Source organism: Lysobacter enzymogenes (assembly GCF_900106525.1).
In the GTDB taxonomy this organism is placed as follows: Bacteria; Pseudomonadota; Gammaproteobacteria; order Xanthomonadales; family Xanthomonadaceae; genus Lysobacter; species Lysobacter enzymogenes.
On the sequence record NZ_FNOG01000008.1, the window covers coordinates 138,731 to 162,180 of the forward strand.

Sequence of the window (23,450 nt, forward strand, 5' to 3'; positions counted from 1 at the left end):
GTCGTCGCGTGGTGCGGCGGCGACAGCGCGCGTTCGCGATACGGCGAACGCGCATGAATCGACGTTAACGCGGCGTGTGCGCGCGGTACTTCGACGCAGTTCCGTTTAACGCGCGCGGAACTTTGCGGAGTGTGTCGAATGCGTTGAACCTTCGCGCGCGGGGCCGTGCGAGGTGGCGACGGTCGTAAACAACGGTCGTTGGTTGGCGCGACGTCGATGGCCGCGGGTGCGTGCGTTGCGATTGTGCGGGTGCGTCATCGGGCGTTACCGAATCGGCAAAGCGGTGGTGTGCGCGGGTGCGCGAGTCGGTCGTGCGGACGAAGAGTTCGTGCAGACAGGCGATGCGTCGCGCTGAAGTCTCTGGATCCCCGCTTTCGCGGGGATGACGGTTTGGGGAGGCGCGGTGGAATTCTCGATCCGTCGTTCCCGCGAAGGCGGGAACCCAGGGCTTCATCGAGGTATGGCTGCGAAGTCTGCGTATCGCTCTTCATCGATCACGAATCAGACGCGACGCCACAGCGACGCAACGATCGCCACGTTCGCGATCCCATGCGTTCTCCCACATGACGCTGAAGTCTCTGGATCCCCGCTTTCGCGGGGATGACGATCTGGGGGAAGCGTGGCGAAACCATCAAACCGTCGTTCCCGCGAAAGCGGGAACCCAGGGCTTTATCGAAGTGCGGCTGCGAAGTCCGCGCATCGCTCTTTATCGGCATGCACCGAATGCGCGGCCACGGCGACCCGCGCGGCTAAACCACCACGCCCTCATCCTCGCCGCGCAGCGGCGGCGGCATCGGCGGCGCGACCGATTCGCCGGTGCGCGCCGGCGGCGACAAGGCGACGGTGGTGCGGATCGCGCCGGCCAGTGGGCTGGGCAGGCAACAGCACGGCGGGCGCGGCGCAGCCGAAGCCGCTACGGCAGCAGATGCCGGCGCCGAGCTGGAGGCCGACGCAGCCGGCCTGCGGCGACGCGTGGAGCGGCCGGCGTCAGCCATGCGCGCGCTCCGCGCGCGTCGCGGCTGGGGGCCGGATCGCAGCGATGTCAGTCGGGGGTGTCGTCATGCGCGGCCTCGGGGGCGGCCTGCAGTTGGGTCAGGTAATCGTCCAGGCGCTGCAGGCGTTCGTCCCACAGCTGGCGGTATTCGTCGAGCCAGCCGGACACCTCGCGCAGGCGCGCGGTCTCCAGCCGGCACGGCCGCCATTGCGCGGCGCGGCCGCGCGCGACCAGGCCGGCGCGCTCGAGCACCTTGATGTGCTTGGAGATCGCCGGAAGGCTCATCTGGAACGGCTCGGCCAGTTCGGTCACGCCGGCTTCGCCGCTGGCCAGGCGGGCGAGGATCGCGCGCCGGGTGGGATCGGCGAGGGCGGCGAAGGTGGTGCTGAGCGAATCGGCGGGCATAGCAACTGAACCAGAAGGTTAAATAACGCGGATAGTGGGCGCCCGGCGCGCGCAGGGTGTCAAGCCGGCCGTGACGGCCCCGTCGCCGGCGGCCGCTTGCGGCGCCCGATTTCGTTCAGGTCGTTCATGAATAGCTGCGCCTGGCGCTCGCTCACGGAACCTCACTTGGTCACATAATATTTGTGACGCTGTTCGCACTAATGGAGAGGCGCTGACTCGGCAGCAGGTTCTCGTTAGTCATCCGGCCAGGACCCCGCGCCACCGATGAAGCCTCTCCACTCCAACGCGATCTTCGCAGCCGCGCGGCCCCCGCGCGCGGCCGCCCGTGCGCCGGCGGACGCCGCATGCGCATAGGCCTGGACTACCGCGCCGCGACCGCGGCGCCCGGCAGCGGCCCGGCGCGGCAGGTGCTGGCGCTGGAGCGCGCCCTGAGCCGCCGGCCCGACACCGAAACGGTGTTGTTCACCGAAGCCCCGCTCGACCACCCGCACCGCGCCATCGCGGTCGCCTCCGACCTGCCCGCCGGCGGCGCACCTGTTTCCCCGCAGGCCAGTCGCGATTTGCGCCGGCGCTGGCGCTTCGAGGCCGGGTTCCTGCCCTCGGCGCTGCGCGCGCAGAACATCGACGTCTACATCGCCACCGCCGAAGGCGGCCTGCCGGTGTGGCGCAAGCCGGCGGCGGTGCGTCAGGTGTTGCTGCTGCACGACCTGTTCCGGCTGACCCTGCGCCGTCCGCGTTCCTCGCCGTGGCGCGCGCTGGCCTCGCGCTTGGTCGACGAGGCCGCGATCGGCCATTCCATCGCCAGCGCCGATGCGATCTGGACGCCGTCGCGCTACACCACCGCCGAGTGCGGCCGGCTCTACCCGGCGCACGCGCACAAGCTCTACGTGTTGCCCGATGCGGTCGCGCCGGCGCCGGCGCCGGCCGAACGCAGCCGCCTGAGCCGGCCGCTGCCGCCGCGCTACTGGCTGCTGGTGGGCACGCGCGAGCCGCGCAAGAACGCCGACCTGTTCCTGCGCGCCTGGCTCGACGCACGCCGCCAGCACTACGACACCCCCGACCTGGTCGTGGTCGGCGCGCCGGCCGACGTGCCGGCCGAGCTGCAGCGGCTCAACGGCGTGCATTGGTTCGAGCATCCCGCCGAAGACGAACTGGCGCGGCTGTACCTGGACGCCGAGCGCCTGTGGCAGCCGTCCTACGCCGAAGGCTTCGGCCTGCCGGTGCTGGAAGCGCTGGCCGCCGGCACGCCGGTGGCGGTGGCCGAGGGCGGCGCGCTGGAGGAAGTGGCGCCGGGCGACATGCCGCGCTTCGACCCGCACGACCGCCCGCAACTGGCCGAGCTGATGATCCGGCTCAGCCGCGAATCGGTGGTCGGCAACGCCGAGCAGCGCCGCGCCTTCGCCCAGCGTTTCGCGCCCAACGCCTATGCCGCGCGCGTCGGCGCCCTGCTCGACGAACTGCTCAAGCCGAAGAAGAAGTGACCCATCCGCCGCGCTGGCGGCGCGCGCACGGCTATTCGTAAGGCGCGTGCTGCAGGCCCTGGGCTGCGATGATGCGGTTGATGTGCGCGACCACATGGCAGCGCTCGGTGCGCGGCGTGACGGTGAGCAGGCGCTCGATCAGGCTGTCCACGCGCGGCCAGAACACTTCGTCGTCGCGCCAATGGCGGCGCCACAGCGGCAAGGCCGCGCTGAGCTGGCACAGATCGCCGTCGAGTTCGGCGCGGGTTCGGTGCATCGGTTGACTCCCCTGACAACGGCGGGACCGGCCCGCCCTCGTTGAACGCCTGCGCGGCCGTAGCCGCCGTGCTGGATTCACCGTCGCCACCGGGGGATGCGGGACGGCCTCTTAGATACGAACGCAGGGTGGGACCCCAGCCCCACCTTAGATCACCAAAAATATATTCAAAAAGTGACTTAGGTCACGTTGCATGTGCAGCAACGGGGCGCTTCCGGGGTGGGCGGCGGCAGCGCGGCGGCGTTGGACAGGCGCGCCTGCGCGGTTCCGGCCGGTGCTTGGCTGCGGCGGTTGCTCGGCCCCGGCTACGGCATGGCGGCTGCAACTGCACGCCGCAGGCCGGCACCGCCGCGTCTAGCCCATCCCATACGCAGCGTTCCACCCGCTCCGCATTGACCTCAAGCATGCCTGAGGTCGCAAGGTGGCGACCATCGCCCGACCCGGTGCACTGCTGTGAAGCCCATGTCCCTGTCCTCCCCCACCGCCCTGCCCCAGGCCGAACGCACCGACTGGCAGGCCGTGGCCGCCGTGTTCGGCGCGGGCCTGATCGCCGCCCTGCAGGTCGGCAAGACCGCCATCGCCCTGCCCGCGCTGCGCGCCGACCTGGGCCTGGACCTGCGCGCCGGCGGCTGGCTGATGGCGGTGTTCGGCCTGCTCGGCCTGTTCGCCAGCGTGCCGGCCGGCGCGCTGGTGGCGCGCCTGGGCGACCGCCGCCTGCAAGTGGCCGGGCTGGCGGCGATGGCGCTGGGCAGCGCGCTCGGCAGCCAGACCCACAGCCTGGCCGCGCTGATGGCCACGCGAGTGCTCGAAGGCGCCGGCTTCCTGTTGTTCGCGGTGGCCGGCGCCAGCGTGCTGCAGCGCCTGTCGCTGGCGCGCGACCGCGCCGTGGTATTCGCGATCTGGAGTTGCTACATGCCCGCCGGCATGGCCCTGGCGCTGGCCACCGGCGCCGCGCTCGACGGCACCGCCCTGGCCGGCTGGCGCGGCTACTGGGAACTCAATGCGCTGCTGTGCGCGGTCGCGGCGCTGGCGCTGTGGCTGGCCGTGCGCGCACCGTCGGCGCAGGCCGCGCGCGCCGCCGCGCAGCGGCCGTGGCGACACATCGCCGCCGAGGCCTGGGCGGTGGCCAGCGCGCGCGGCCCGTTGCTGCTGGCGCTGGCGTTCGCGCTGTATGCGCTGCAGTTCTATGCGCTGCTGAGTTTCCTGCCGACCTTGCTGATGCAGCGCCTGCAGGTCGATGCGGCCAGCGCCGGCGCGCTCAGCGGCCTGGCGATCGGCGCCAACGTGATCGGCAACCTCGCCGCCGGCGCGCTGCTGCGCCGCGGCGCGCCGCGCTGGCGGCTGATCGCCATTGCCAGCGCAGTGATGGGCGCGGCCGCCGCGGGCGCGTTCGCGTTGCCGCTGCCGGCGCTGGCGACGTATGCCTTGTGCGTGCTGTTCGCCCTGGCCGGCGGCCTGCTGCCGGCCTCGGCCATCGGCGGCGCCGCCGAGCTGGAGCGCGACCCGGGGCGGATCGCGATCGCGGTCGGCCTGCTGATGCAGGGCAGCTACCTGGGCCAAGTGCTCGGCCCGCCGTTGTTCGGCAGCGTGGTCCAGGCCGCCGGCTGGCCGGCCGCGGCGTGGCCGGTGGCGCTGGCCGGGCTAGGCTCGGTGATCGCGGCAGTGGCGCTGCGGCGCAGCTTCGCCGGCGAGCAAGCGCGCGGCTGAGGCTCAGGCGGCCGCAGCGTCGGCGCCCGCGGGCGCCGGCGCGCGCCGCTGGATCAGACGCTCGCGCCAGCGCAGGAACGGCCGCTCGACCGCGTAATGCAGGATCGCCCCGGCCGCCAGCGCGGCGCCGGCATAGGCGAAGAACGCCAGCAGCGGCCGCGTTTCCAAAGACTCGCCCCACGCGCCCGCCATCAGCGCGAACGCGCCCTTGTGCGACAGGTACAGACTGAAGGACGCCGCCGCCAACCAGCCGGCGCCGGGCACGCGCAGGCGCCCGGTCCAGCGTCGCTCGGACGCGCCGGCGGCGACCAACAACGCCATGCCCAGCGACACCACCGGAAAACCGAACACCGAGGCGACGAAGCCCAGCCGCTGCTGCGACAGCGCGATCGCCGCGGCCACCGCCAGCACGCCGGCCAACGCCAGCCAGCCCGAGCGCCGCATCATCGCCTCCCACCACTGCGGCCGGTACGCGCGCACCGCCGCCAGCGTCACCCCGAACAGCAAGCCGTCCAGGCGCATCCAGGTCGGGTAGTAGATGCGTTCGACCCAATGGTTGGCGTTGTCGTCCAATCCGTTCCAGACCCAGGCGCGCAGAGCGATACCGGCCAACACCAGCGCCGCCACCGCGGCCGCGCCTTTCCACAGTGCCGGCCGCCGCGTCAGCGCGATCGCCAGCAACGGGAACAGCAGATAGAAATGTTCTTCCACGCACAGCGACCAGGCGTGCGAGAACGCCTTGTTGTGTTCGTAGTCGATCAGCAGGTTCAAGGTGAAGGTGAAGAACTGCCAGCCCGACTCCAGCCCCGGCCGTTCGCGGAACGCCGGCCACAGCAGATACAGCGCCAGCACCGTCCAGAACGCCGGCAACACGCGCAGCGCGCGGCGCAGGTAGAAATCGCGGAAATCCAGGCGCCGGCCCTGGCTCAGCGGGCGCAACACCTGCCAGCCGATCAGGTAACCGCTCAAGGCGAAGAACAAGTCCACGCCCATCCAGCCGAACTGCGACAACGGCGACCACGGCGCGCCCAGGCCGGCGCCTTGGGCATGGAAGAACATCACCCAAACGATCGCGATCGCGCGCAGCAGATCGAGGCCGGGCAGTCGGCTCATCTTGATTCCAGGAGTTGGGGGCGTTGCGGAAGTCGGTGCCGCGTTCGTCGCCCGACATTGCATCGTGCGTGGCGAACGCAGGCACAGTGTGCGCTCGCGTTGCATGCGCAACAAGACGATGTGCGCGCGCGACGCGCTCGCCTTGCCACGTTTGCGCAGCGAAGTGCGCGCATGCGTTGCGCGCTGCAAACGCGGCTTTCGTCGCCTGCAAAAAAATCTTTTGCGAGCGCGTGCGAGGACGGCCGTTCGTGCGCGAACGCGATGCCGCGCTGCGTGCGCGCGACGCCGTCGTGCGTATTCATCGCCCACCTAGGGCCAGCCCGAGGATGCCGCGCCGCGCCGCGCGCATTACCGTCGAACCCAGCGCCGGCGAACGGCAGGCGATGGGTTGGGCGGTGCGGCCATGTCGGGCATCAACTTCAGCAATCCCCTGAGCGGTCTGCTGCCGGGCCTGGGCGGCTCCAAGCCCGGCCTGCCCGGCGGCCCGCTGCCGCCCGGCCTGAACCTGCCCGGCGGCGTCGACGCGCCGCCCGGCCACGGCGGCCTGCCGCCGGGCCACGACGGCCTGCCCAACCCGGGCGGCAACAACGGCCTGCCCGGCGACGACCCCTACGCGCCACCCGGCGCCAGCGGCCCCGGCCTGCCCGCCACGCCCGACGCCGTCGCCCAGCCCAACGCGCCCCTGCTCAATCCCGACAACCCGGCCAGCCGCCTGCTGCAGGGCCAGTCGCCGGGCGCGAACGCCGGCAACAACGCCTACAACAACCCCTTCAACGCCAACGCTCCGACCCAGTACCCGCCGCCGACCCTGTCCGAACGCGCGCTCGCCAACGCGCCGCAGTTCGCGCTCGCCGACCGGTCGGCGGTGAATTACGGGGTGATGCCGGCGTCCGGCAACGCCCAGGGCGCCGTGGTGCAAGGCCAGGGCCTGCCGCAGACCGCTTCGGGTGCGTTGCCGGCGAGCGTCGGCAACAGCGCCGCCGCCGCGGCTCCGAACGCCGCCAACGCGGCCGCGCCGACGCTGAGCCTGGTCGGCGCCGCCACGCCCAATGCGGTGCCGGCCGCGCCGATGGCCGCGGCGATGTCGCAGGACGCGCTGGTCGCGCAACAGAACCTGCTCGCGCGCATGGCCGGCCAGCACGCGCCGGCCGGCAACACCGCCGCCAACGCCGCGCCGCCGCCGTCGGAAACTTCGGCCACCTTGCCGGCGGTGGGCAGCAACGCCGCCAACGCCGATCCGCGCTCGCTGCCGCTGGCCGGCCACGAGCGCGCCGCGCAGCAACGCGGCGACGCGCCGGGCAATCTGGTCTACACCGGCGACGGCGCGCCGCGCCGCGCCTTGCGCCGCGGCGGCAAGGTCGACAACGCCACCCTGACCCACTGGCTGTGGCGCTTCGGCCGCGGCGGCATCCACCGCCCCAGCCGCGAGGCCGAGCCGGAACTCGAAGCGCTGCGCGCGCTGCAGTGGCTGTTCTGGGTGCTGACCGTGGTCGCCTACGCCTGCCTGGCGATGGCGATCGTGCTGATGCTGCCCAGCGGCAGCCTGATCAGCGAACGCGCCAGCCCGGGCGGCAGCGGCGTGGCGCTGTTCCTGGCCGTGGTGGTCGCGGCGGGGGCGTGGTGGCTGGGGCGCAGGATCGGGCGTTCGCGCTGAAGGGTCTGTCGCGTCGGAGCCGAAGGCATCGGGCCTGAAGGCCCTCCCGAGTTGTTGTGGGAGGGCCTTCAGGCCCGACGCTTTTGTTTCAGCTCGCCGCGCGCTTCAACGCGTCAAACCGCCCGCGCTGAAGCGGAAATCCCGCAAATCCAGCCCCAAGGTCCGCCGGATGTCCTCGCGCGCCGCACGCGCGAACGCGGCCTGGGTCTGCGGATCCGGCGCGCGCGCGAACTGCGCCAGCTTCTCGTCCAGGTTCAACGAGCGGAACAGGAAATCGTCGGCCACCCATTGCCGCTGCGCCGGCGCCAGTTGCGCCAGCACGCCGTTGTCGGCGAAGGAGCCGCGCATCTGCTCGCGCAGCGCGCGCAACGCCGGCGCCGACGGCAGCGGCGCCTGATGCACCAGCGCCCAGTTGACCGCGACGTGATAAGCGGCGACGTCGGCGAGGTTGTCGTTGGACAAGCCGCGCGCCGGCAGCGTGGCGGCGAAGCGGCGGCGGTAATCGGCGCCGCCGGAGCGGCGGGCGAAATCGTCGGCGACGCCGCGGCTCTGCTTGGCCATCGCCGCGATCAAGGCCGCGCGCACGCGCTCGGTGGTGGCTGCGTCGCGCCGGAACGACAGGTCCGCCGCAGCCGGTTTCGTTGCCGGCTTGGAGGCCGGCCTGGACGTCGTCGCCGCGTCGCGGCCGCGCTGGCTCAGCGAGCGGTTGATCGCCGCGTTGACCGCGGCGGTGCCGGCGGTGTTCTGCATCGAGGTCATGCTCGAATTGAACGAATCCATGTACGGCTGGTAGTCCTGCGCCCAGGCCGGCGCGCACGCGCCGAGCAGCGCCACGGCCGCGATGCGGCGCGCGTGCGCCGTTGCGGCAGCCGAAAGGATCGTCACCGGACGCGTCGCCACGCAAAGCGTCGTGGAAGTCGTAGCAGAAATCGCCGTGCGAATCGCCAACCGCAGAAACGCGAAAGGAGCGAAGCCTCGCGGCTTCGCTCCCTCTCGCTCGCGCCGCGGGCGCGAAGCCGCCATCAACCCTTGCGGGCGGTGTTGGCGTTGGTGTCGCCGATGGTCTTCACCACGTTGGTGAAGGTGTTCATCATCAGCTGGAATTCCGACACCAGGGCCTGGGTCTTGAGCATGTCGCTGGGCTTGGCGTCGGCCGGCAGGTCGTTGATCGCCTTGGTCATCTGGTCGGCCTTCTGGTCGGCGAGCTTGCCGCACAGGGTGGCGATCGCGTGCAACCAGCCCTTGCCGGCCACCTTGGCTTCTTCGGTCTTGTTCTGCACTTCCTGATTGGCCAGGGAGTTGACGAACAGGGCATTCACGTCGTTGCTCATGATCTTCTCCAATGCGATGCGTTGTGCGAGATAGAGCGGTTCAGCCTGGTCGTCGAGACCCGCCCCTGTTTGGTTGATGCCATCTTCCGCAGCGCCGCGGGAGCCAACAAGCTATGGCGTACCCTAGGGGGAGTCGGGAAGAACCCCGGCGCAGCGGCGAAGAGTGAGAACCGCGCCGCGCTTTCGCGCGCTGTCCCCGCTCGCCTGCGCCCGATTCAGCCGCCCCACGGATTGCGCGGCGTGGCCTTGCGCGCAGCCGGCTGCGCCGGTGCGGTCGCGGCGGCGGCGGCCTGCGCGGTCTTGCGCGCGGCGTTGCGCTCGTTCAGCCATTGCGCCGCGGCTTCTTCGCCCTGCTCGCGGCGGCGGCGCGAATACTCGTAGGCGTCCTGGATGGTGTCGCGGCGCAACGGCTCCAGGGTGTCGTCGAAACGGCGCAGGTGTGATTCGCGCTCGCTGGCGCTGGCGTCGGGCACCAGCGCGTCGACCGCGGCGGCCCAGTCGCGGCGCAGCCCTTCGGGGTCGAAGTCGGCCGGCGCCGAGAGATCCTGCTGCTGCAACGCTTCGTCGAAATGCTGCAGTAGCAGGCCGCGGTCGTCGGCGCTGAGCTCGGCCTGTTCCTGCAACAGGTTCTCGAACGAGGCCCGCAGCTGGCGGCGCTGGTCGTCGGCGGCGTTCTGGGTGGTCATCGGTGGCGTTCCATCGGTTGGGTGTGAGGAGCCCGCGCCGCGTCCGGCGCGGCGGGCCGGCGGCGGTCAGTCGTGGAAATGCGGATCGATGCTAAGCGGGCCGAGGTTGCGCGCGGCGAAGCGGCGCATCAGCTCGGGGCCGGCTTCGCGGATCGCGTCGTAGCTGGAGCGCGAGCGCGAATCGGCGCGCAGCTGCCAGCCTTCGGCGGTCTTGCTCAGCAGCAGGTCGGTGCCGGGCAGGGTCTGGTCGGACAGGCGCAGCAGCACCTGGCCCTGCTCGCCGTCGGCGCCGCCGCTGCTGACCGCGAGCTGGCGCACGTGGCGCTCGATCAGGTCGGCGAAGGCGGCCGCGTTGGAGGTCGGCGGCGGCGGCTGCATCGGCGCGGCCTGCTCCGAGCGCATCGCTTGCTGCGCCAGCCACAGGCCCGATTGCTCGGACGAAGGCTCGCCGCCGCCGCGCTCGAAGCCGACCGTGTAGCGCTGCTCGTCGCGCGACTTGCTCTCGATCGACTGCTGCCGCGCCTGGCCTTGGGCGGCGTGATTCTGCGCGCTCTGGTCCTGGGCGTACTGGTTGCGGCCGCGTTCGAGCGCGTTTTGCTGGCGGCTGCGCAGCGCCTGCGCGGCGGTGTCGGCGGCGGCGTACTGGCCGTCCTCGGGCTGCTGCGCGCCGGGCGGTTGCTCGCCCTTGTGGCCGAGCGCCTGGCGTTGCTGCATCAGGTTGCGGAACTGGTCGACCGATTCGGCCGGCGCCGGTTCGTGCGCGGCCAAGCGGCGTTCGGACACCTGCGCTTCCTGCGCGGCCTGCTGGGCGCGCTTGGCGTCTTCGTTGGCGGAGTTGCGGATCGTACTCATGGCGACCTCAGAAGGGACTGTTGTCGTGAGCGGAGCGCTGGCGCGCGGCCAGCAACAGATCGGCGGAATGCGCTTCCTCGCGGCGTTGGGCGATCGCGTTTTGTTCCTTGCGCCACACGTCGCGGCGTTTCTCCAGCGCCTCCAGCCGCGCCTTGGCGCGAAAGAAGGCCTTGCGCGCTTCGTCCAACGCGGCCTCGGCCTCGCGCAGCTTGCCCTGCGCGTCGGCCAGGCGCTGGCGCGCGGCGGTGGCCAGTTCGGCCAGATGCTCGATATGCGCTTCGCGCTGCGACATCGCCATCGGCCAGGGCACGCCCGCCGGCGGCGGGTCGAGCAGGCGCAGGCGCTGGCCGGCGCGCTCGTTCTGCAGCGACTGGATCTCGCCCTCGATCGCCACGCAGGCCTCGCGCCGCGCCTGCACCTGGCGCTGGCGCTCCATCACCGCCGCGCGCGCGGTCTCCACGCGGTGCTCGCGCAGCTGCAGCAAGGTGGCCAGGGGAAAGCGCTGCTTCATCCGAACAACCTGCGCAGCGCGTCGAGCGATTGTTTGTAGTCGGCCAGATCGTTGGCCGACTGCTTGAGCAGCTTGCGGATCGGTTCGATCTTCTCGATCGCGACATCGGCGTCGGCGTCGCTGCCGCGCTTGTATTCGCCCAGCTGCAGCAGCAGCTCGATGTCCTGGTGCTTGGCCAGGTATTTGCGCAGCTGCCCGGCGGCGCGCTGGTGCGCCTCGTCGGTCACCCGCGGCATGGTCCGGCTCAGGCTCACCAGCACGTCGATGGCCGGATAGTGATAGGCGGCGGCGAGCTTGCGCGACAGCACGATGTGGCCGTCGAGGATCGAGCGCACTTCCTCGGCGACCGGGTCGTCGCCGTCCTCGCCTTCCATCAGCACGGTGTAGAACGCGGTGATCGAACCCTTGTCGTTGTTGCCGGCGCGCTCGAACAAGCGCGGCATCTGGCTGAACACCGACGGCGGAAAACCGCGCCGCGCCGGCGGCTCGCCGATGGCCAGGCCGACGTCGCGCAGGGCGCGGGCGAAACGGGTGACCGAATCGACCAGCAGCATCACCCGCTGGCCGCGGTCGCGGAAATACTCGGCGATCGCGGTGGCGACCCAGGCCGCGCGGCTGCGCTCCAGCGCCGGCCGGTCGGAAGTGGCGACCACGATGATCGACTTCTTCAACCCGGCTTCGCCGAGGTTGTCGTGGATGAATTCGTTGACCTCGCGGCCGCGCTCGCCGACCAGGGCGATCACGTTGACGTCGGCGTCGCCGCCGCGCGCGAGCATGCCGAGCAAGGTGCTCTTGCCGCCGCCGGCGACGGCGAAGATGCCCAGGCGCTGGCCGACGCCGGCGGTGATGACGGTATCGATGGCGCGCACGCCGGTGGCGAAGGGCGTGTCGATCAACTGCCGCGCCAGCGGATTGGGCGAGGCGGCGTAGATCGGCACCTGCACGGTCGGGCCGAAGCCGCCGCGGCCGTCGATGGCCTCGCCGTTGGCGTCGAGGATGCGGCCGAGCAGGCCGTCGCCGCAGCGCACCGAGGCCTGGCGGCCGGTGGCGATCACTTCGGTGTCGTGGGCGACGCCGTCGAGCGGGCCCAGCGGCGTCAGCAAGGTGTACTGGCGCGAGACGCCGACCACTTCGGCGGCGAGGCGGAACTTGCGGTCGCGCGGGCTGCGCAGTTCGCACAGCTCGCCGATCATCGCCTTCAGGCCGGTGGCGCGGATCATGGTGCCGTAGGCCTCGGCGACCTTGCCCACGCGCACCACGTTGGGCACGCGCGCGAGCGCGGCGATCAGCGGATCGATCTGCACCGGCGCGGGCGCCGGCTGCAGCACGGTGCGCGGCAGGCTGCTCATCGCGCGACTCCGCGCGCAGCGGTCGGCGACGCGAACACGCTCATCCGTCCTGCTCCGCGCTGTGTTCGGCGCCGTATTCCGCGCCCGACAGCGCGATCCGGATCGCCTCGATCTGCTGGGCCACGCCGGCGCGCACTTCGCCGACCTCCGACACCACCACGCAGCTGAGCCGGTCCAGGCTTTCGTCGTCGACCAGTTCGATCACGCCCACCACCGGATGCGCCTGGCGCACCAGGCCCAGGCCCTTGGCGACTTCCTCGCGCACGCTGGGGTGCACGCGGATCAGCAGGAACTGCTCGGCCTGCGCGGCTTCCACCGCGTGCATGACCAGCGGCGGCACCACTGCGCGCGCGTCGAAATCCGGCGAGATCCGCGCCACGATCGCGCAGGCCAGCTCGGTCACGCGGCTGCCGGCGTCGGCCAGCACGCGCGCGCGGCGCTCGTTGAGGTCGGCCAGCTGCTGCGCCATCTGCTGCTGCGCGCGCGCCAGGCCTTCGGCGAAACCGGCGGCGTAGCCGGCTTCGCGCGCTTGCTTGATTTCCTCGCCGGCCAGCTCGTACAGGGTGTTGACCCGGGCCAGCAGCTGGTCGATCTCGGCGACCTGGTTCCACTGCTGCGCCGGCACGATCGTGCCGGCCAGCGCGCGTTCGAACTGCTTGCGCTCGAATACCGCCACCGCACCGCCGCCGCGGCCGGGGTCGCGCCGCGCCGAGAGGTCGGCGACGTTGCTCGCACCGGCGGCGGACGGGACATCGTGGCGGAGCGGGTCGGCGGGCATGGCGGTTCCGTGGCTGCAGCGAAGAAAGGGCGCGCGCTCAGGCGCTCAGCGGGCGCGCGCCGTGATGGGTGTGCAGGCGCTCGACCACGTCCGGCGGCAAATGCGCGACCAGCGCCGGCGCTTCGTCGTGCAGCTCGCGCGGCAGCAGCAGGCGCACCCAGTCGGCCAGGCCGGGGTCGCGGCGCTCGGCCCACAGCCGCAGTTCGGCGCGGCCGCGCAGGTCGAGCAGGAAATACAGCGGCGCGTCCTCGTCCATGCGCAGCGCGCGGTCGAGGTTGTCGGCCAGTTGCAGGGCGAGTTGGTTCTGCACCTTGCCGTCCCATACCTGGCTGTCGAGCGCGAGCAGATACGCGTTGTCGAGCGCCTGCTTGAGCCGGCGCACCGGTTCGCGCCGCACTTCGGCGCGGATCGCCGGGGCGTAGGCGAGCGCGCCGAGATCGCGCACCAGCCGTTCCACCCGCGCGCGCGGCCAGCGCAGCGCGGCGGCGGCGAAACCCGCGCCCGGCTGCGGCGCCAGCAGCGCCGGCGCGGCTTCGGCGGCGAGCCAGCCGCCGAGCAGGCGGCGGCCGATCGCGCTGTCGCGCGCGGCCACCAGCAATTCCGGGGCGATGCGCTCGTCGCCGCGGCCGTGCCAGCTGGCATCGGTCTCGGTCAGCACTGCGCGCAGCGCCGCGGCGCTCATCCGTTCCACACTCCGCCGCGGGCGTTGCTCGGCGGCGGCGGCGCGGCCGGCGGGAACAGGCGCGAGCGCAGGCGGCCGAAGAAGAACGCCACGATCGCCAGCAGCACCAGCACGCCGGCGCCGATGATGACCGCGCTCAGGTCGATCGAGCCCAGCACCGCGTTGAGCGGGCCGCCGGTCTGGCTGACCTTGGGCGGCGACTGCACGGTGAAGAACTTCACCGTGACCTTGTTGACGTCGTCCAGGCCTTCGACGCTGTCCTTGACGAACACTTTGATGTCGGTCTCGCGGTCGCGCAGGCTCTGGCCCGGGCGTTCGAAGATCAGCACCGAGGCCGAGGAATCCTGGACGTTGCCGCCGAGCGGGTCGCGGTCGGGCAGGGCGATGTGCACGCGCGCCTCGACCACGCCGTCGATGCGGGTCAGCGTGCGCGAGAGTTCCTGCGACAGGCCGTAGAGGTAGCGCGCCTTCTCTTCCAGCGCCGAGGAGGCGAAGCCTTCCTTCTTGAACACGTCGCCGAGCGAACGGTACTGCGCGCGCGGCAGGCCGCGCGAGGTCAACACCTGCATCGCGTAGGGGATGTCGCCGCGGTTGACCATGACCTCCCAGCCGGTCTTGCTCGGCGAGGGGTCTTTCTCGGCGGGGATGCCCGCGTCGAGCAACGCCGCCATCAGTTCGTTGGCCTGCTGCTCGTCGAGTTGGCTGTACAGCGGCGTGCGCGTACACCCCACGATCAGCAAGCAGGCCAGCAGGGCCGCCAGAATCCTTAAAGCTTTGAAGCCCGACGCCCTACCCATGCATCCCCCGTGTGGTGTGTGCCTTGCGCGTTACGACTGCTGGCGGAACAGCTGCTGGATGCCGTCGGACGTGCGGTTGGCGACGTTCGAGGTCAGCTGCGAGGTGAACATGAACTGGTGGCACTTCATGGTCATCTGGATCATCTCGCCCGGGGTCAGTTCGGCCGCGTTGGCCGACATGTTCTGGCTGACCTGGCCGATGCTCTCGGCGCCGCCGTTGAGGTTGTCCAGCGCCGCCAGCACCGCGCGGGTGCCCTGCGAGGGCTCGGCGGCGCCGGCGTGGGCGACCTGTTCGGCGCCGCCGGCCTGGACCCCGCCCGCACCGCCCGGCGCGGCGCCGCGGTCGAACGCGGCCGCGAACTCGCGGATGTCGTAGGCCGAGGCCTGCGGCGACTGCGCCGGCGAGGCGGCGGCCGGTTGCGCGGCTTCGGCCGCGGCTTGGATGGCTTCGATCATGAACCTGTCTCCTGCAACGGTAGGTTCGACAACGGGTGGTCCGAACGAAGGTTACGACGCAGCGGCGAGGCGCAGACCGAACGCTTCGCCGCGCAGCCCCGCCGCGACGGCCGCGGGCGCCCGGACGCGTGGGTCCGGACGCCGCGACGGCAGGCGGCAGACGTCGGGCCGCGCCGTTACTGCTTCGACGCCAGCTTCTCGATGCCCTGGGCGATCGAGTTGATCGAGGTCGAGGCGCTGTTGGAGATGAACTGCATGCGCAGGCTCTGCGAGGTCAGCGCGATCATCGACGAGGGCTGGTCGTCGCCGCCGCCGATCGTGCCCGACAGCTCGGTGATGCGCGACGCCTGCGCGTCCATGGTCTGGCCCCAGGCGCGCGCCATCGACTCGTACCAGCTCGCGCTGCTGCCGCCGCCGCCGCCGGCCGAGACGCCGCCGCCGCTGCTGTTGCCGGCGCCGCGCGAACCCTTGCCGTTGCCGACGGCGTCGTTCTTGTTGACGTCGGCGATGAAGGTGTTGACCAGGCCGGCGGTACCGCCGGCGCCGTTGACTGCATTACTCATGACGTCTCTCCTGCTCGTTGCGGCAAGGCCGCGCAATGGCGTGGAACAACGAATGGCACCGAAAGCTTGACGCGTTTTGCGATTCTGGACGCTTCCGCGGACGACGGGTGCATGGTGCCGAGGTTGGATTAGATCGGCGCCGCGCGGGTGAAACCAGCTAGTGCTGACCCTGGGTCGTCCCTGTTCATTGTCGGTTTCCGGGCCGCGCGGGCGCTTCGGCCACGGCCGGGCGCGCGTTGGCGGCGGCGGACGCGGGCGGGGTCGTCGGTGCGGGCGCCGTCGTCGCCGGTTTCGCGGCGGCGGCCGGCGTCTTGGCGGCGCTGGCCGCAGCGGCGTCGGCGGCGGGCGGACTGGCCGCGGTCGCCGCATCGGCGGCCGGCGCGGCGCCGCTGGCGATCGCCAGTTCCTGCGCGGTCAGCGGCTGCACCTTGATCTCTTCCATCATGCCGTTGAGCTTGTTGAACGCCCATACCTTCTTGGAGCCGATTCCGGTAACGGTGCGGCCATCGGGCAGGGCATCGCCGTCCAGATACTCGTTGCCGTCGACGTCGACCAGCCGCGGTTTTTCGTCGCGCAAGATCTTGACGATCCGGGTCGGCTCGGTCGGCAGCGCCTTCTTCGGTTCCTCCGGCGCGGCCACGGCGGGGCCGGCGGCGACCGGGCTCGCGTCGAGGTCGCGCTTGATCACCCGACGCACCCCGGCGACGTCCTGCATCGCGCGCGAGGCGATCGCGCGCGAGAACAGCGACGGGTCGGCGAAGTGGCCGCTGACTTCGACATCGCCGTCGCCCAGGTAACGCGTCTGCGTGGCCAGGCCCTGGCTGCGCAGCACTTCGCGCACGTCGCCGGCGATGTCGTCGCCGGTGCGCAGTTCCAGCCGCGCCTCGACCTCATCGGTGATCAGGCGCTTGCGGATCATCTCGCGCGTGGCCGCGTCCTTGACCGTGCCCGACAGCACCAGGCCGCCGTCCTCGTTCTCGACCAGGCGTCCGCCGGCGATCGAGAACTCCTTGATCAGCGGCTGCACCAGTTGGGTCGGCGTGGGTTTTTTCTCGAAGCCCGGCATCACCGCCGCGGCGATCGCCACCGACACCAGCGACAGCGCCGCCAGGCCCGCGATCAGCGGCAGGTGGCGCATCGGCGCCTTGGCCGGACGCGCGGCGTCGGCGAGGTTGGGCAGCATCGTCGCCCAGCCCGGATCCTCGGCCGCGCCGACCGCGAACGAGGCGCCGCCGATGTCGACGCGCTGCATCGCCGCGAGCTCGGCCGGATCGCCCGGGCTCAAGGTCTGGCCGTCGATGAACAAGGGCGCGTCGAGCGCGCGCAGCGACACGGTGCCGCCCATACGGGTCAGGAACGCGTGGCGCGGGGCGACGTTGGGATCGGACAGGACGATGTCGCAATCGCCGCTGCTGCCGATCAGCACGGTTTCCTGCGCCGACAGCGGCCGGCTGCCGCCGGTGTGCAGGCCCGAGACGATGCGCAGCACGCTGATCGCCGGCGAGGCGACGCGGATTTCAGCGTTGCGTTGTTCGGCCGCGGCCGGCGCCGATTCGACAGCGCGCGGCTCGGCGGCGTCGGCCGCCTGCGCAGGCGCATCGCCGGTCGGGCCGTCGGGCGTAGCGTGTGGGTCGGGGGACATCATCGCGGTAACTCCTGTTCAGGCGCCGCCGCCGAAGGCGGGGCGCGCGGCCGGGACGCGCGATACGCGCGGGCCGTTCGGCCGATGAATGGGGAAATAAGCGCTCGCAGCGAGGGTCATGGCGAATGGTCTCCTCAGGCGTTCACCTGACCGGCCTGCACGATGCGCAGGTCGGGCGCGAGTTCCTGGTAGGACAGCACCGGCAACTCGAAGAAGTCGATCTCCAGCAGCTTGCGCAGATGACGGCGAACATCCAGTGAACACAGCAACACCGGTTTTATGCCTTCGCCCTGTCGCGAAAGATGCGAACGCACCTCCGCGCCCAGGCGTCCGGCCAGCTCCGGCGAGATCGCCAGCTGGGTCGCGCCGCCGGCCACGCGCACCGACTGGCGCAGGCGGTCTTCCAGTTCCGGATGGATCAGCAGCACCTGCATGGTGCGTTCGCCGTCGGCGTAGCGGTCGGCGATTTCGCGCTTGAGCGCCACCCGCACGTATTCGGTCAGCAGCACCACGTCTTTTTCGCGGCCGCCGACGTCGGTGATGGCTTCGAAGGCGTCGCGCAGATTGCGGATCGGCACGCCTTCCTCGACCAGCCGGCGCAGCACGTCGGCCACGCGCTGCGGCGCGACCACGCGCAGCATTTCCTTGACCAGGTCCGGATAGTCGCGCTGCATGCGCCCGAACAGGTTGGAGGCTTCCTGGATGCCGATGAAGCTGCCCAGGCGCCGCTCCAGCGCATGGCGGCAATGCTCCATCACCGTGTCCAGCGCGTCGCGGATGCCGTGGCCGGCCTGCCCGGTCCATTCGCCCGCCAGCGGCGGGAAGAAGCCCGGCAGCTTGGGCGCGTTGGCGTCGCCGGCGCGCGCGGCGCGGAACTGCGCGTTCGGCGACAGCCGGCCGAACGCCAGGCGCGCGCCGAACGCGGTCAGGCGGTAGCCGCCGAGGCCGTCGTCGCCTTCCAGGTCGGCGGCGATCTTCACCACCGGCACCGGCAGCGGCACGCCGTATTCGTCGCGCAGGCGGCGCGCGACCTCGACCATGCGCGTACGCGCGGCCTGCTCGCCGAACGCGGCCGCCAGCGACGGCGCGATCTCCAGCTGCAACGGCGCGGGCGGCGCGACTTCGTCCTCGTTGAGCGGCCTGTCCTCGGCCGCGCGCTCGCCCTCGGGCACGCTGAAAGCGCGGCGCAGCAACGGATGGTGGTGGCGATAGCGCCAGGCGGCGATGCCCAGCAGCACCATCGACAGCGCGAAGAACACCGGCTTGGGGAAGCCCGGCACGAAGACCATCAGGAACGCCAGGCAGCCGGTGATCAGCACCACGCGCGGCTGGCCGGAGACCTGGCGGGTGATCGACTCGCCCAGGTGGCGGTCGTCCTCGTCGCCGGCGGTGCGGGTCACCACCAGGCCGGCGGCGATGGTCGCCAGAATGGCCGGGATCTGCGAGACCAGGCCGTCGCCGATGGTCAGGATCGAATAGGTGTGGGTGGCGTCGCTGAGCGGCATGCCCTTCTGCAGCACGCCGATGGCCAGGCCGCCGAGCAGGTTGATGATGATGATGACGATGCCGGCGATGGCGTCGCCCTTCACGAACTTCATCGCGCCGTCGAGGCTGCCGTGCAGCTGGCTTTCCACCTCCAGCAGGCGGCGCTTGCGCTTGGCCTCGTCCTTGTCGATCAGGCCGGCGCGCAGGTCCGAGTCGATCGACAGCTGCTTGCCCGGCATCGCGTCCAGGGTGAAGCGCGCGGCCACTTCGGCCACGCGCTCGGCGCCCTTGGCGATGACGATGAACTGGACCACGGTGATGATCAGGAACACCACGAAGCCGACCACCAGGTTGCCGCCGGCGACCAGACTGCCGAATGTTTCGACGATATGACCGCCGTTGGCCTCGAGCAGGATCGAGCGGGTGATCGCGATCGACAGCGACAGCCGGAACAGCGTGGTCAGCAGCAGCACGCTGGGGAAACTGGAGAACGCCACGGGCGTGGGGATGTACAGCGCGATCAGCAGCAGGCCGAAGCCGATCGCGATGTTGATCGCGACCAGCGTGTCGATGATCGCCAGCGGCAGCGGCAGGATCATCACGCCGATGATGGTCACCGCCGCGAACGCCAGGACCACGTCGCTGTAGCCCGCGCGCCGACGGCCCTGCGCGCCGGACGCGGTAGCGATCCAGGAAGTCAGCAGTCCACGCATTCGTTAGTCCCGAAAATCCTTAGGAAATCCCGCTCCCCGCGGGGGCTGCCGGCAACGCGCCGCGCGTTGGCGCCGCGGCGACCGCCTCGCCCCGCGCAACGGATCCGCGGGCCGCGATCGTGTGATGAGTCGCACAGTCTGAAACGTTGCGGGCGATCACGACGCTGCCACGTACCCCTGAGCCATCACGCATGGCTGTCCTCGACACGATGCCGGTCCGGACGGCCGATACTAAGTGCAATTTGTCACCCGTTGTGTGAACGAGCCGGGTTCGCGCAATGCATGCACAAACTCACGGGCTCTTCATTGCGTGCGGCTAAATTCAAGCGCATTCGTCGCTGTTTTTGTGAACTCGTGCGCAATTGATTCGTCGCATTCGTCTAACGTACGCGCGAAACGCTCACGATTCGCGCTCCGCGGTGGGGGCGGCAGCGACGGACGCGGAAACGGTTGCCGATGCAACCGTTGCCGGCGCGATGTCGTCGGGGTCGAGCTCGGCGATGAGCGACAACGATTGTCCACCGACGCCGACCGCGAGCGCGCGGCCGCTGCGGGTGCGCAGCACCACGATCCGCTCGCGCGGGCCGATCGGCAGGATCTGCAGCACCGACAGCGGCGCGTCGCGCGCGGTCAGACCGTGGCGCTTGCGCAGCACGTACAACACCGCGACCAGGCCGCCGAGCACCACCGCCACCGGCAGCACGATCGCGGCGAATTCGAACAACAGCGACGGCGGCTGCGCAGCGGCGGCCTGCGCGGCGGGAGCGGCGGAGACAGGGGCCGCCGGCGCCGCGGCGAACGCGGCCCACGGCGCGCAGCACGCGAAGGCGAGGCAGGCGCGGGCGAGGCCGGAACGGACGGCGGAACGCAGCAAGGGCAGTGTCGGCATGGCGATTGAGTGCGCAACCAGAGTCGGGAACGGAAGGAGCGCGGACGGCGAGAACGGCGGCCGGCGCGCGGCGACATACCGTAGCAGCCCGTCGCGGCTTCACGCCGCAGGCCGCGTGGCCGCGCCGGCGCGCGCGGGGGATTGAGGCATGGCCCGCACCCGCTCCGCCAATGCCGGCACCAGCGCGCAGGCCGCGCGCGACGACGCCGGCCTGCTCGCCGCGGTGCCGTTCGCCTGCGCGGTGTTCGCCGGCGACGGCGCGCTGCGCGCGGCCAACGCGCGCTACCGCGACGAATTCGGCGAACTGCCCGAACACGCCCGGCGCGAGGCCCTGCTTGAACGACTGCAGGCGCCGGCCGGCGAAGGCGCGCGCCCGCGCGAGGTGCGCGCCCCGCACAGCGGCCGCTGGTACGCGCTGCACTGGGGCCGGGCCGAGCACGCCGGCGAGGCCGCCGACGTGCTCACCGCGGTCGACATCAGCGAGCGCATCGAAACCCTGGCCTCGCACAAGAGCCGGCAGGAAAAACTGCTGTTCACCTCGCGCATGATGTCGGTCGGCGAAATGGCCGCGACCCTGGCGCACGAGCTCAACCAGCCGCTCGCGGCGATCATGAATTACGTAAACGGCAGCCTGCGCCTGGTCGAACAGGCCGGCGGCCCGGTCCAGGTCGAACGCGCGCTGCAGGCCGCGCGGACCCAGGCCGAGCACGCCAGCGCGGTGATTTCGCGGGTGCGCGAGTTCGTCCGCGCGCGCGAGCCGCGGCGCGAGCCGCATGCGCTGGCGCGCATCGCCGAAACCGTGCTGGAGCTGCTGCGGCTGGAGGCCGAGCGGCTGGACCTGCGCATCGACCTGGCCCTGCCCGAGCCGCTGCCGCCGGTGTTCGCCGACCGGGTGATGGTCGAGCAGGTGCTGCTGAACCTGGTCAAGAACGCGATCGAAGCGATGCGCGAGATCGCCCCGGAGCGGCGCGAGCTGCGCATCGACGCGCGCCTGAACCTGGACGAGCAAGTCGAGGTGCGGGTGTCCGACCGCGGCGCCGGCCTCAGCCCGGCCGAGCAAGACCAACTGTTCTCGCCGTTCTTCACCACCAAGACCGACGGCCTGGGGATCGGCCTGGCGATCTGCCGCTCGATCATCGAATACCACGAGGGCCGGCTGTTCTTCGAACCGCGCGCCGGCGGCGGCAGCGTGTTCGGCTTCACCCTGCCGCGCTACGAGGCGCGCGCTTGAGCGGCGCACAGGTGACAAACATCAGCATCGCCGCCCCGCCGCTCCGGGTTATACCGTCGCGCTGGCGCGCAGCCGGGCCGGGCCGCGCCGCACCGATGCGCCGGCCGGCCCCGCGCGGCGCCGGCGCGCGAACCGATGGAGGGACATCCGCATGAGCGAAGGCCGCAGCCAGGATGTGCGCACGGGCGAAGTACGCATCTATCTGGTCGACGACAACGACGGTTTCCGCGACTCCACCGCGTGGCTGCTGGAGACCGCCGGCTTCCAGGTCCAGGCCTACGCCTCGGCGCCGGCGTTCCTGGAGGCCTACGCCCAGGAACGCCACGGCGGCGGCGCCCAGTGCCTGGTCTCGGACATCCGCATGCCGCTGATGAGCGGCCTGCAATTGCAGGAAGAACTGCGCCGGCGCGGGATCGGCCTGCCGCTGGTGTTCGTCACCGCCCACGGCGACGTGCCGCTGGCGGTCGAGGCCATGCGCAAGGGCGCGGCCAACTTCCTGGAAAAACCGTTCAGCGACGAAGGCCTGATCGAAGCGATCCGCGCCGCCGTCGCCAACGCGCGCAACCACGCCGGCAGCGGCGAAGCCGGCGACGACCGCCTGGCCAAGCTCAGCCCGCGCGAACGCCAGGTCATGGACCTGGTGGTGGCGAGCAAGCCCAACAAGATCATCGCCGACGTGCTCGGCATCAGCGTCAAGACCGTGGAACTGCATCGATCGAACATGATGAACAAACTCGGGGTACGCTCGCTGCCCGAACTGATGAAGGTGGCGCTGGGCCATGGTTGACGCCGATCCGATCGACGCGGCGCCCGCAGCGTCCGCCGCCGACCGCGCGCAACCCTTGCGCGGGCGCGTGCCGGCGCTGCCGCTGTGGCAGGCGCAGGCGCTGTGCGGCGTGTTCGGCGCGGCCCAGCGCTGGCCGCTGCGCGAAGGCGGCGGCTGGCTGGAGTTCTTCGCCGCCGGCCCGGTCGACGGCGAAGTGGTGACGCTGGAAGGCGACGGCGCGCGGGTGCGGCTGCAGCTCGACAGCGGCCTGACGCTGGACACCGACACCGGCCTGCACTGGAGCGGCTACCGCGGCCGCTCGCGCGTGCTGGCCTGGAGCCTGGCGCACGAATCGCAGCTGATGAAGCTGAGCCAGGCGCTCGACGTGGCGCTGATTCCGGTGGTCGACGACGGCGCCGCCTCGCTGCAGAGCCTGCAGACGCGTAGCGGCGACGACGACGGCCTGTGGCTGGGCTTTCGCATTCTCGACGCCGCCGCGCAGCCGCGCGCGCGCGGCCATCTGCGCATTCCGCCGGGCTGGGTCGAGCGCCTGCTGCAACGCTCGGAGTTGTTCGAACGCGCGCCGCGCGGCGACGACGACGGCGCGCAGTACCGCGACTGGTCGCAGCTGCCGGTGCCGCTGGCGCTGAGCTGGGACGGCCCGAGCCTGCGCTACGCGCAATGGCGCCAGCTGCGCGTCGGCGACGTGCTGGTGATCGGCAATTTCCAGCGCCTGCCGCAGATGCGCGCGCGCGCCCCGGGCTGCGCCTGGCCGCTGGCGCCCAGCGCCGAGGGCTGGCGCATCGACGGCCCGCCGCAGTTCCTATCCACGCACCAGGAGACATCTTCGATGAGCGATCCCGAATCCGACGCGCAAGCGCCCGAAGCGACCGGGCCGGACGTTCCCGTCCGCCTGGAATTCGACCTGGGGCGGCTGGAATGCCGTTACGAGGATCTCAAGGGATTCCAGCCCGGCTACGTGTTCGCCCTGCCCTCGCGGCTGGAAGGCGCCAACGTGGTGATCCGCGCCAACGGGCGCGATGCGGGCCGCGGCGAGATCGTCGCGGTCGGCGATACCTTGGGCGTGCGCCTGCTCTCCTGGAGCTGAG

The 23,450-nt window shown here is 71.4% G+C and carries 25 protein-coding genes; 7 read left to right on the top strand and 18 right to left on the bottom strand.

The window, feature by feature from the left end; translation table 11 throughout:
* Window positions 1-749 precede the first annotated feature (749 nt).
* Together BLU84_RS26720 and BLU84_RS19405 are read right to left on the bottom strand one after the other, a co-directional pair.
* Window positions 750-995 (bottom strand): hypothetical protein, encoded by a 246-nt coding sequence (locus BLU84_RS26720; RefSeq protein ID WP_139175131.1) that lies wholly within the window; start codon window positions 993-995, stop codon window positions 750-752.
* A 47-nt stretch (window positions 996-1,042) separates the two neighbouring features.
* Window positions 1,043-1,399 (bottom strand): ArsR/SmtB family transcription factor, encoded by a 357-nt coding sequence (locus BLU84_RS19405; protein WP_074871098.1) that lies wholly within the window; start codon window positions 1,397-1,399, stop codon window positions 1,043-1,045.
* 344 nt (window positions 1,400-1,743) lie between these two features.
* On the opposite strand from BLU84_RS19405, the gene BLU84_RS19410 reads away from it, so the two are divergent.
* Complete coding sequence (locus BLU84_RS19410; RefSeq protein WP_074871100.1) at window positions 1,744-2,880, top strand: glycosyltransferase family 4 protein; 1,137 nt, start codon at window positions 1,744-1,746, stop codon at window positions 2,878-2,880.
* 31 nt (window positions 2,881-2,911) lie between these two features.
* Here the strand turns inward: BLU84_RS19410 and BLU84_RS19415 are convergent, their stop codons facing one another.
* Window positions 2,912-3,136, bottom strand: a complete 225-nt coding sequence (locus BLU84_RS19415) for a hypothetical protein (protein ID WP_074871103.1) — start codon at window positions 3,134-3,136, stop codon at window positions 2,912-2,914.
* Window positions 3,137-3,598: 462 nt separating this feature from the next.
* Here BLU84_RS19415 and BLU84_RS19420 point away from each other — a divergent pair, with 462 nt between their 5' ends.
* Window positions 3,599-4,843, top strand: coding sequence for an MFS transporter (locus tag BLU84_RS19420; protein ID WP_074871105.1), 1,245 nt, complete (start codon window positions 3,599-3,601; stop codon window positions 4,841-4,843).
* A gap of 3 nt (window positions 4,844-4,846) precedes the next feature.
* Here the strand turns inward: BLU84_RS19420 and BLU84_RS19425 are convergent, their stop codons facing one another.
* Entirely contained in the window at window positions 4,847-5,956 is a 1,110-nt protein-coding gene (locus tag BLU84_RS19425; RefSeq protein ID WP_074871107.1) for an acyltransferase family protein, read from the bottom strand.
* Between the two features lie 403 nt (window positions 5,957-6,359).
* On the opposite strand from BLU84_RS19425, the gene BLU84_RS27965 reads away from it, so the two are divergent.
* The gene (locus BLU84_RS27965; protein WP_074871109.1) at window positions 6,360-7,610 is read left to right on the top strand and encodes a hypothetical protein; all 1,251 of its coding nucleotides are present in this window, start codon (window positions 6,360-6,362) and stop codon (window positions 7,608-7,610) included.
* 56 nt (window positions 7,611-7,666) lie between these two features.
* The gene (locus tag BLU84_RS28815) at window positions 7,667-7,741 is read left to right on the top strand and encodes a DUF6053 domain-containing protein (RefSeq protein WP_425479424.1); all 75 of its coding nucleotides are present in this window, start codon (window positions 7,667-7,669) and stop codon (window positions 7,739-7,741) included.
* On the opposite strand, the gene BLU84_RS19435 is transcribed toward BLU84_RS28815, so the two are convergent.
* From BLU84_RS19435 to BLU84_RS19500, 14 genes are all read right to left on the bottom strand, one after another.
* A complete protein-coding gene (locus BLU84_RS19435; protein ID WP_139175132.1) occupies window positions 7,716-8,495 on the bottom strand; it encodes a DUF6683 family protein in 780 nt (259 codons plus the stop codon). The genes BLU84_RS28815 and BLU84_RS19435 overlap by 26 nt on opposite strands.
* Window positions 8,496-8,632: 137 nt before the next feature.
* Window positions 8,633-8,941 carry an EscF/YscF/HrpA family type III secretion system needle major subunit gene (locus BLU84_RS19440; RefSeq protein WP_139175133.1) on the bottom strand — a complete coding sequence of 103 codons (309 nt, stop codon included), beginning with the start codon at window positions 8,939-8,941 and terminating at the stop codon, window positions 8,633-8,635.
* Window positions 8,942-9,156: 215 nt separating this feature from the next.
* A complete protein-coding gene (locus BLU84_RS19445) occupies window positions 9,157-9,627 on the bottom strand; it encodes a hypothetical protein (RefSeq protein ID WP_074871115.1) in 471 nt (156 codons plus the stop codon).
* Window positions 9,628-9,693: 66 nt separating this feature from the next.
* Entirely contained in the window at window positions 9,694-10,479 is a 786-nt protein-coding gene (locus BLU84_RS19450; protein WP_074871117.1) for a hypothetical protein, read from the bottom strand.
* 7 nt (window positions 10,480-10,486) lie between these two features.
* Window positions 10,487-10,990, bottom strand: coding sequence for a hypothetical protein (locus tag BLU84_RS19455; RefSeq protein ID WP_074871119.1), 504 nt, complete (start codon window positions 10,988-10,990; stop codon window positions 10,487-10,489).
* Window positions 10,987-12,339 (bottom strand): FliI/YscN family ATPase, encoded by a 1,353-nt coding sequence (locus BLU84_RS19460; protein ID WP_083382879.1) that lies wholly within the window; start codon window positions 12,337-12,339, stop codon window positions 10,987-10,989. Before BLU84_RS19460 ends, BLU84_RS19455 begins: the two co-directional genes overlap by 4 nt.
* A 40-nt stretch (window positions 12,340-12,379) precedes the next feature.
* The gene (locus tag BLU84_RS19465; protein WP_074871121.1) at window positions 12,380-13,117 is read right to left on the bottom strand and encodes a FliH/SctL family protein; all 738 of its coding nucleotides are present in this window, start codon (window positions 13,115-13,117) and stop codon (window positions 12,380-12,382) included.
* Between the two features lie 37 nt (window positions 13,118-13,154).
* The gene (locus tag BLU84_RS19470; protein WP_074871123.1) at window positions 13,155-13,799 is read right to left on the bottom strand and encodes a hypothetical protein; all 645 of its coding nucleotides are present in this window, start codon (window positions 13,797-13,799) and stop codon (window positions 13,155-13,157) included.
* Window positions 13,796-14,596 (bottom strand): type III secretion system inner membrane ring lipoprotein SctJ, encoded by an 801-nt coding sequence (gene sctJ / locus BLU84_RS19475; protein WP_074871124.1) that lies wholly within the window; start codon window positions 14,594-14,596, stop codon window positions 13,796-13,798. Before sctJ ends, BLU84_RS19470 begins: the two co-directional genes overlap by 4 nt.
* Window positions 14,597-14,626: 30 nt before the next feature.
* Window positions 14,627-15,052 (bottom strand): hypothetical protein, encoded by a 426-nt coding sequence (locus BLU84_RS19480; RefSeq protein WP_074871127.1) that lies wholly within the window; start codon window positions 15,050-15,052, stop codon window positions 14,627-14,629.
* A 176-nt stretch (window positions 15,053-15,228) separates the two neighbouring features.
* Window positions 15,229-15,615 (bottom strand): hypothetical protein, encoded by a 387-nt coding sequence (locus tag BLU84_RS27575; RefSeq protein ID WP_211664578.1) that lies wholly within the window; start codon window positions 15,613-15,615, stop codon window positions 15,229-15,231.
* A 184-nt stretch (window positions 15,616-15,799) separates the two neighbouring features.
* Window positions 15,800-17,260, bottom strand: coding sequence for an FHA domain-containing protein (locus BLU84_RS19490; RefSeq protein ID WP_074871129.1), 1,461 nt, complete (start codon window positions 17,258-17,260; stop codon window positions 15,800-15,802).
* A gap of 131 nt (window positions 17,261-17,391) precedes the next feature.
* Window positions 17,392-19,455 (bottom strand): type III secretion system export apparatus subunit SctV, encoded by a 2,064-nt coding sequence (sctV, locus tag BLU84_RS19495; RefSeq protein WP_083382881.1) that lies wholly within the window; start codon window positions 19,453-19,455, stop codon window positions 17,392-17,394.
* A gap of 400 nt (window positions 19,456-19,855) precedes the next feature.
* Window positions 19,856-20,329: a flagellar biosynthetic protein FliO gene (locus BLU84_RS19500; protein ID WP_139175134.1), complete on the bottom strand. Its 474-nt coding sequence runs from the start codon at window positions 20,327-20,329 to the stop codon at window positions 19,856-19,858.
* Between the two features lie 163 nt (window positions 20,330-20,492).
* Between BLU84_RS19500 and BLU84_RS19505 the strand changes: the two genes are divergently transcribed.
* The 3 genes from BLU84_RS19505 (at window position 20,493) to sctQ (ending at window position 23,449) form a co-directional block, all read left to right on the top strand.
* Window positions 20,493-21,575: a sensor histidine kinase gene (locus tag BLU84_RS19505; protein ID WP_074871133.1), complete on the top strand. Its 1,083-nt coding sequence runs from the start codon at window positions 20,493-20,495 to the stop codon at window positions 21,573-21,575.
* A gap of 151 nt (window positions 21,576-21,726) precedes the next feature.
* Window positions 21,727-22,362 carry a response regulator transcription factor gene (locus BLU84_RS27845; RefSeq protein WP_074871135.1) on the top strand — a complete coding sequence of 212 codons (636 nt, stop codon included), beginning with the start codon at window positions 21,727-21,729 and terminating at the stop codon, window positions 22,360-22,362.
* The gene (gene sctQ, locus BLU84_RS19515) at window positions 22,355-23,449 is read left to right on the top strand and encodes a type III secretion system cytoplasmic ring protein SctQ (RefSeq protein ID WP_074871137.1); all 1,095 of its coding nucleotides are present in this window, start codon (window positions 22,355-22,357) and stop codon (window positions 23,447-23,449) included. Before BLU84_RS27845 ends, sctQ begins: the two co-directional genes overlap by 8 nt.
* Window position 23,450 lies beyond the last annotated feature (1 nt).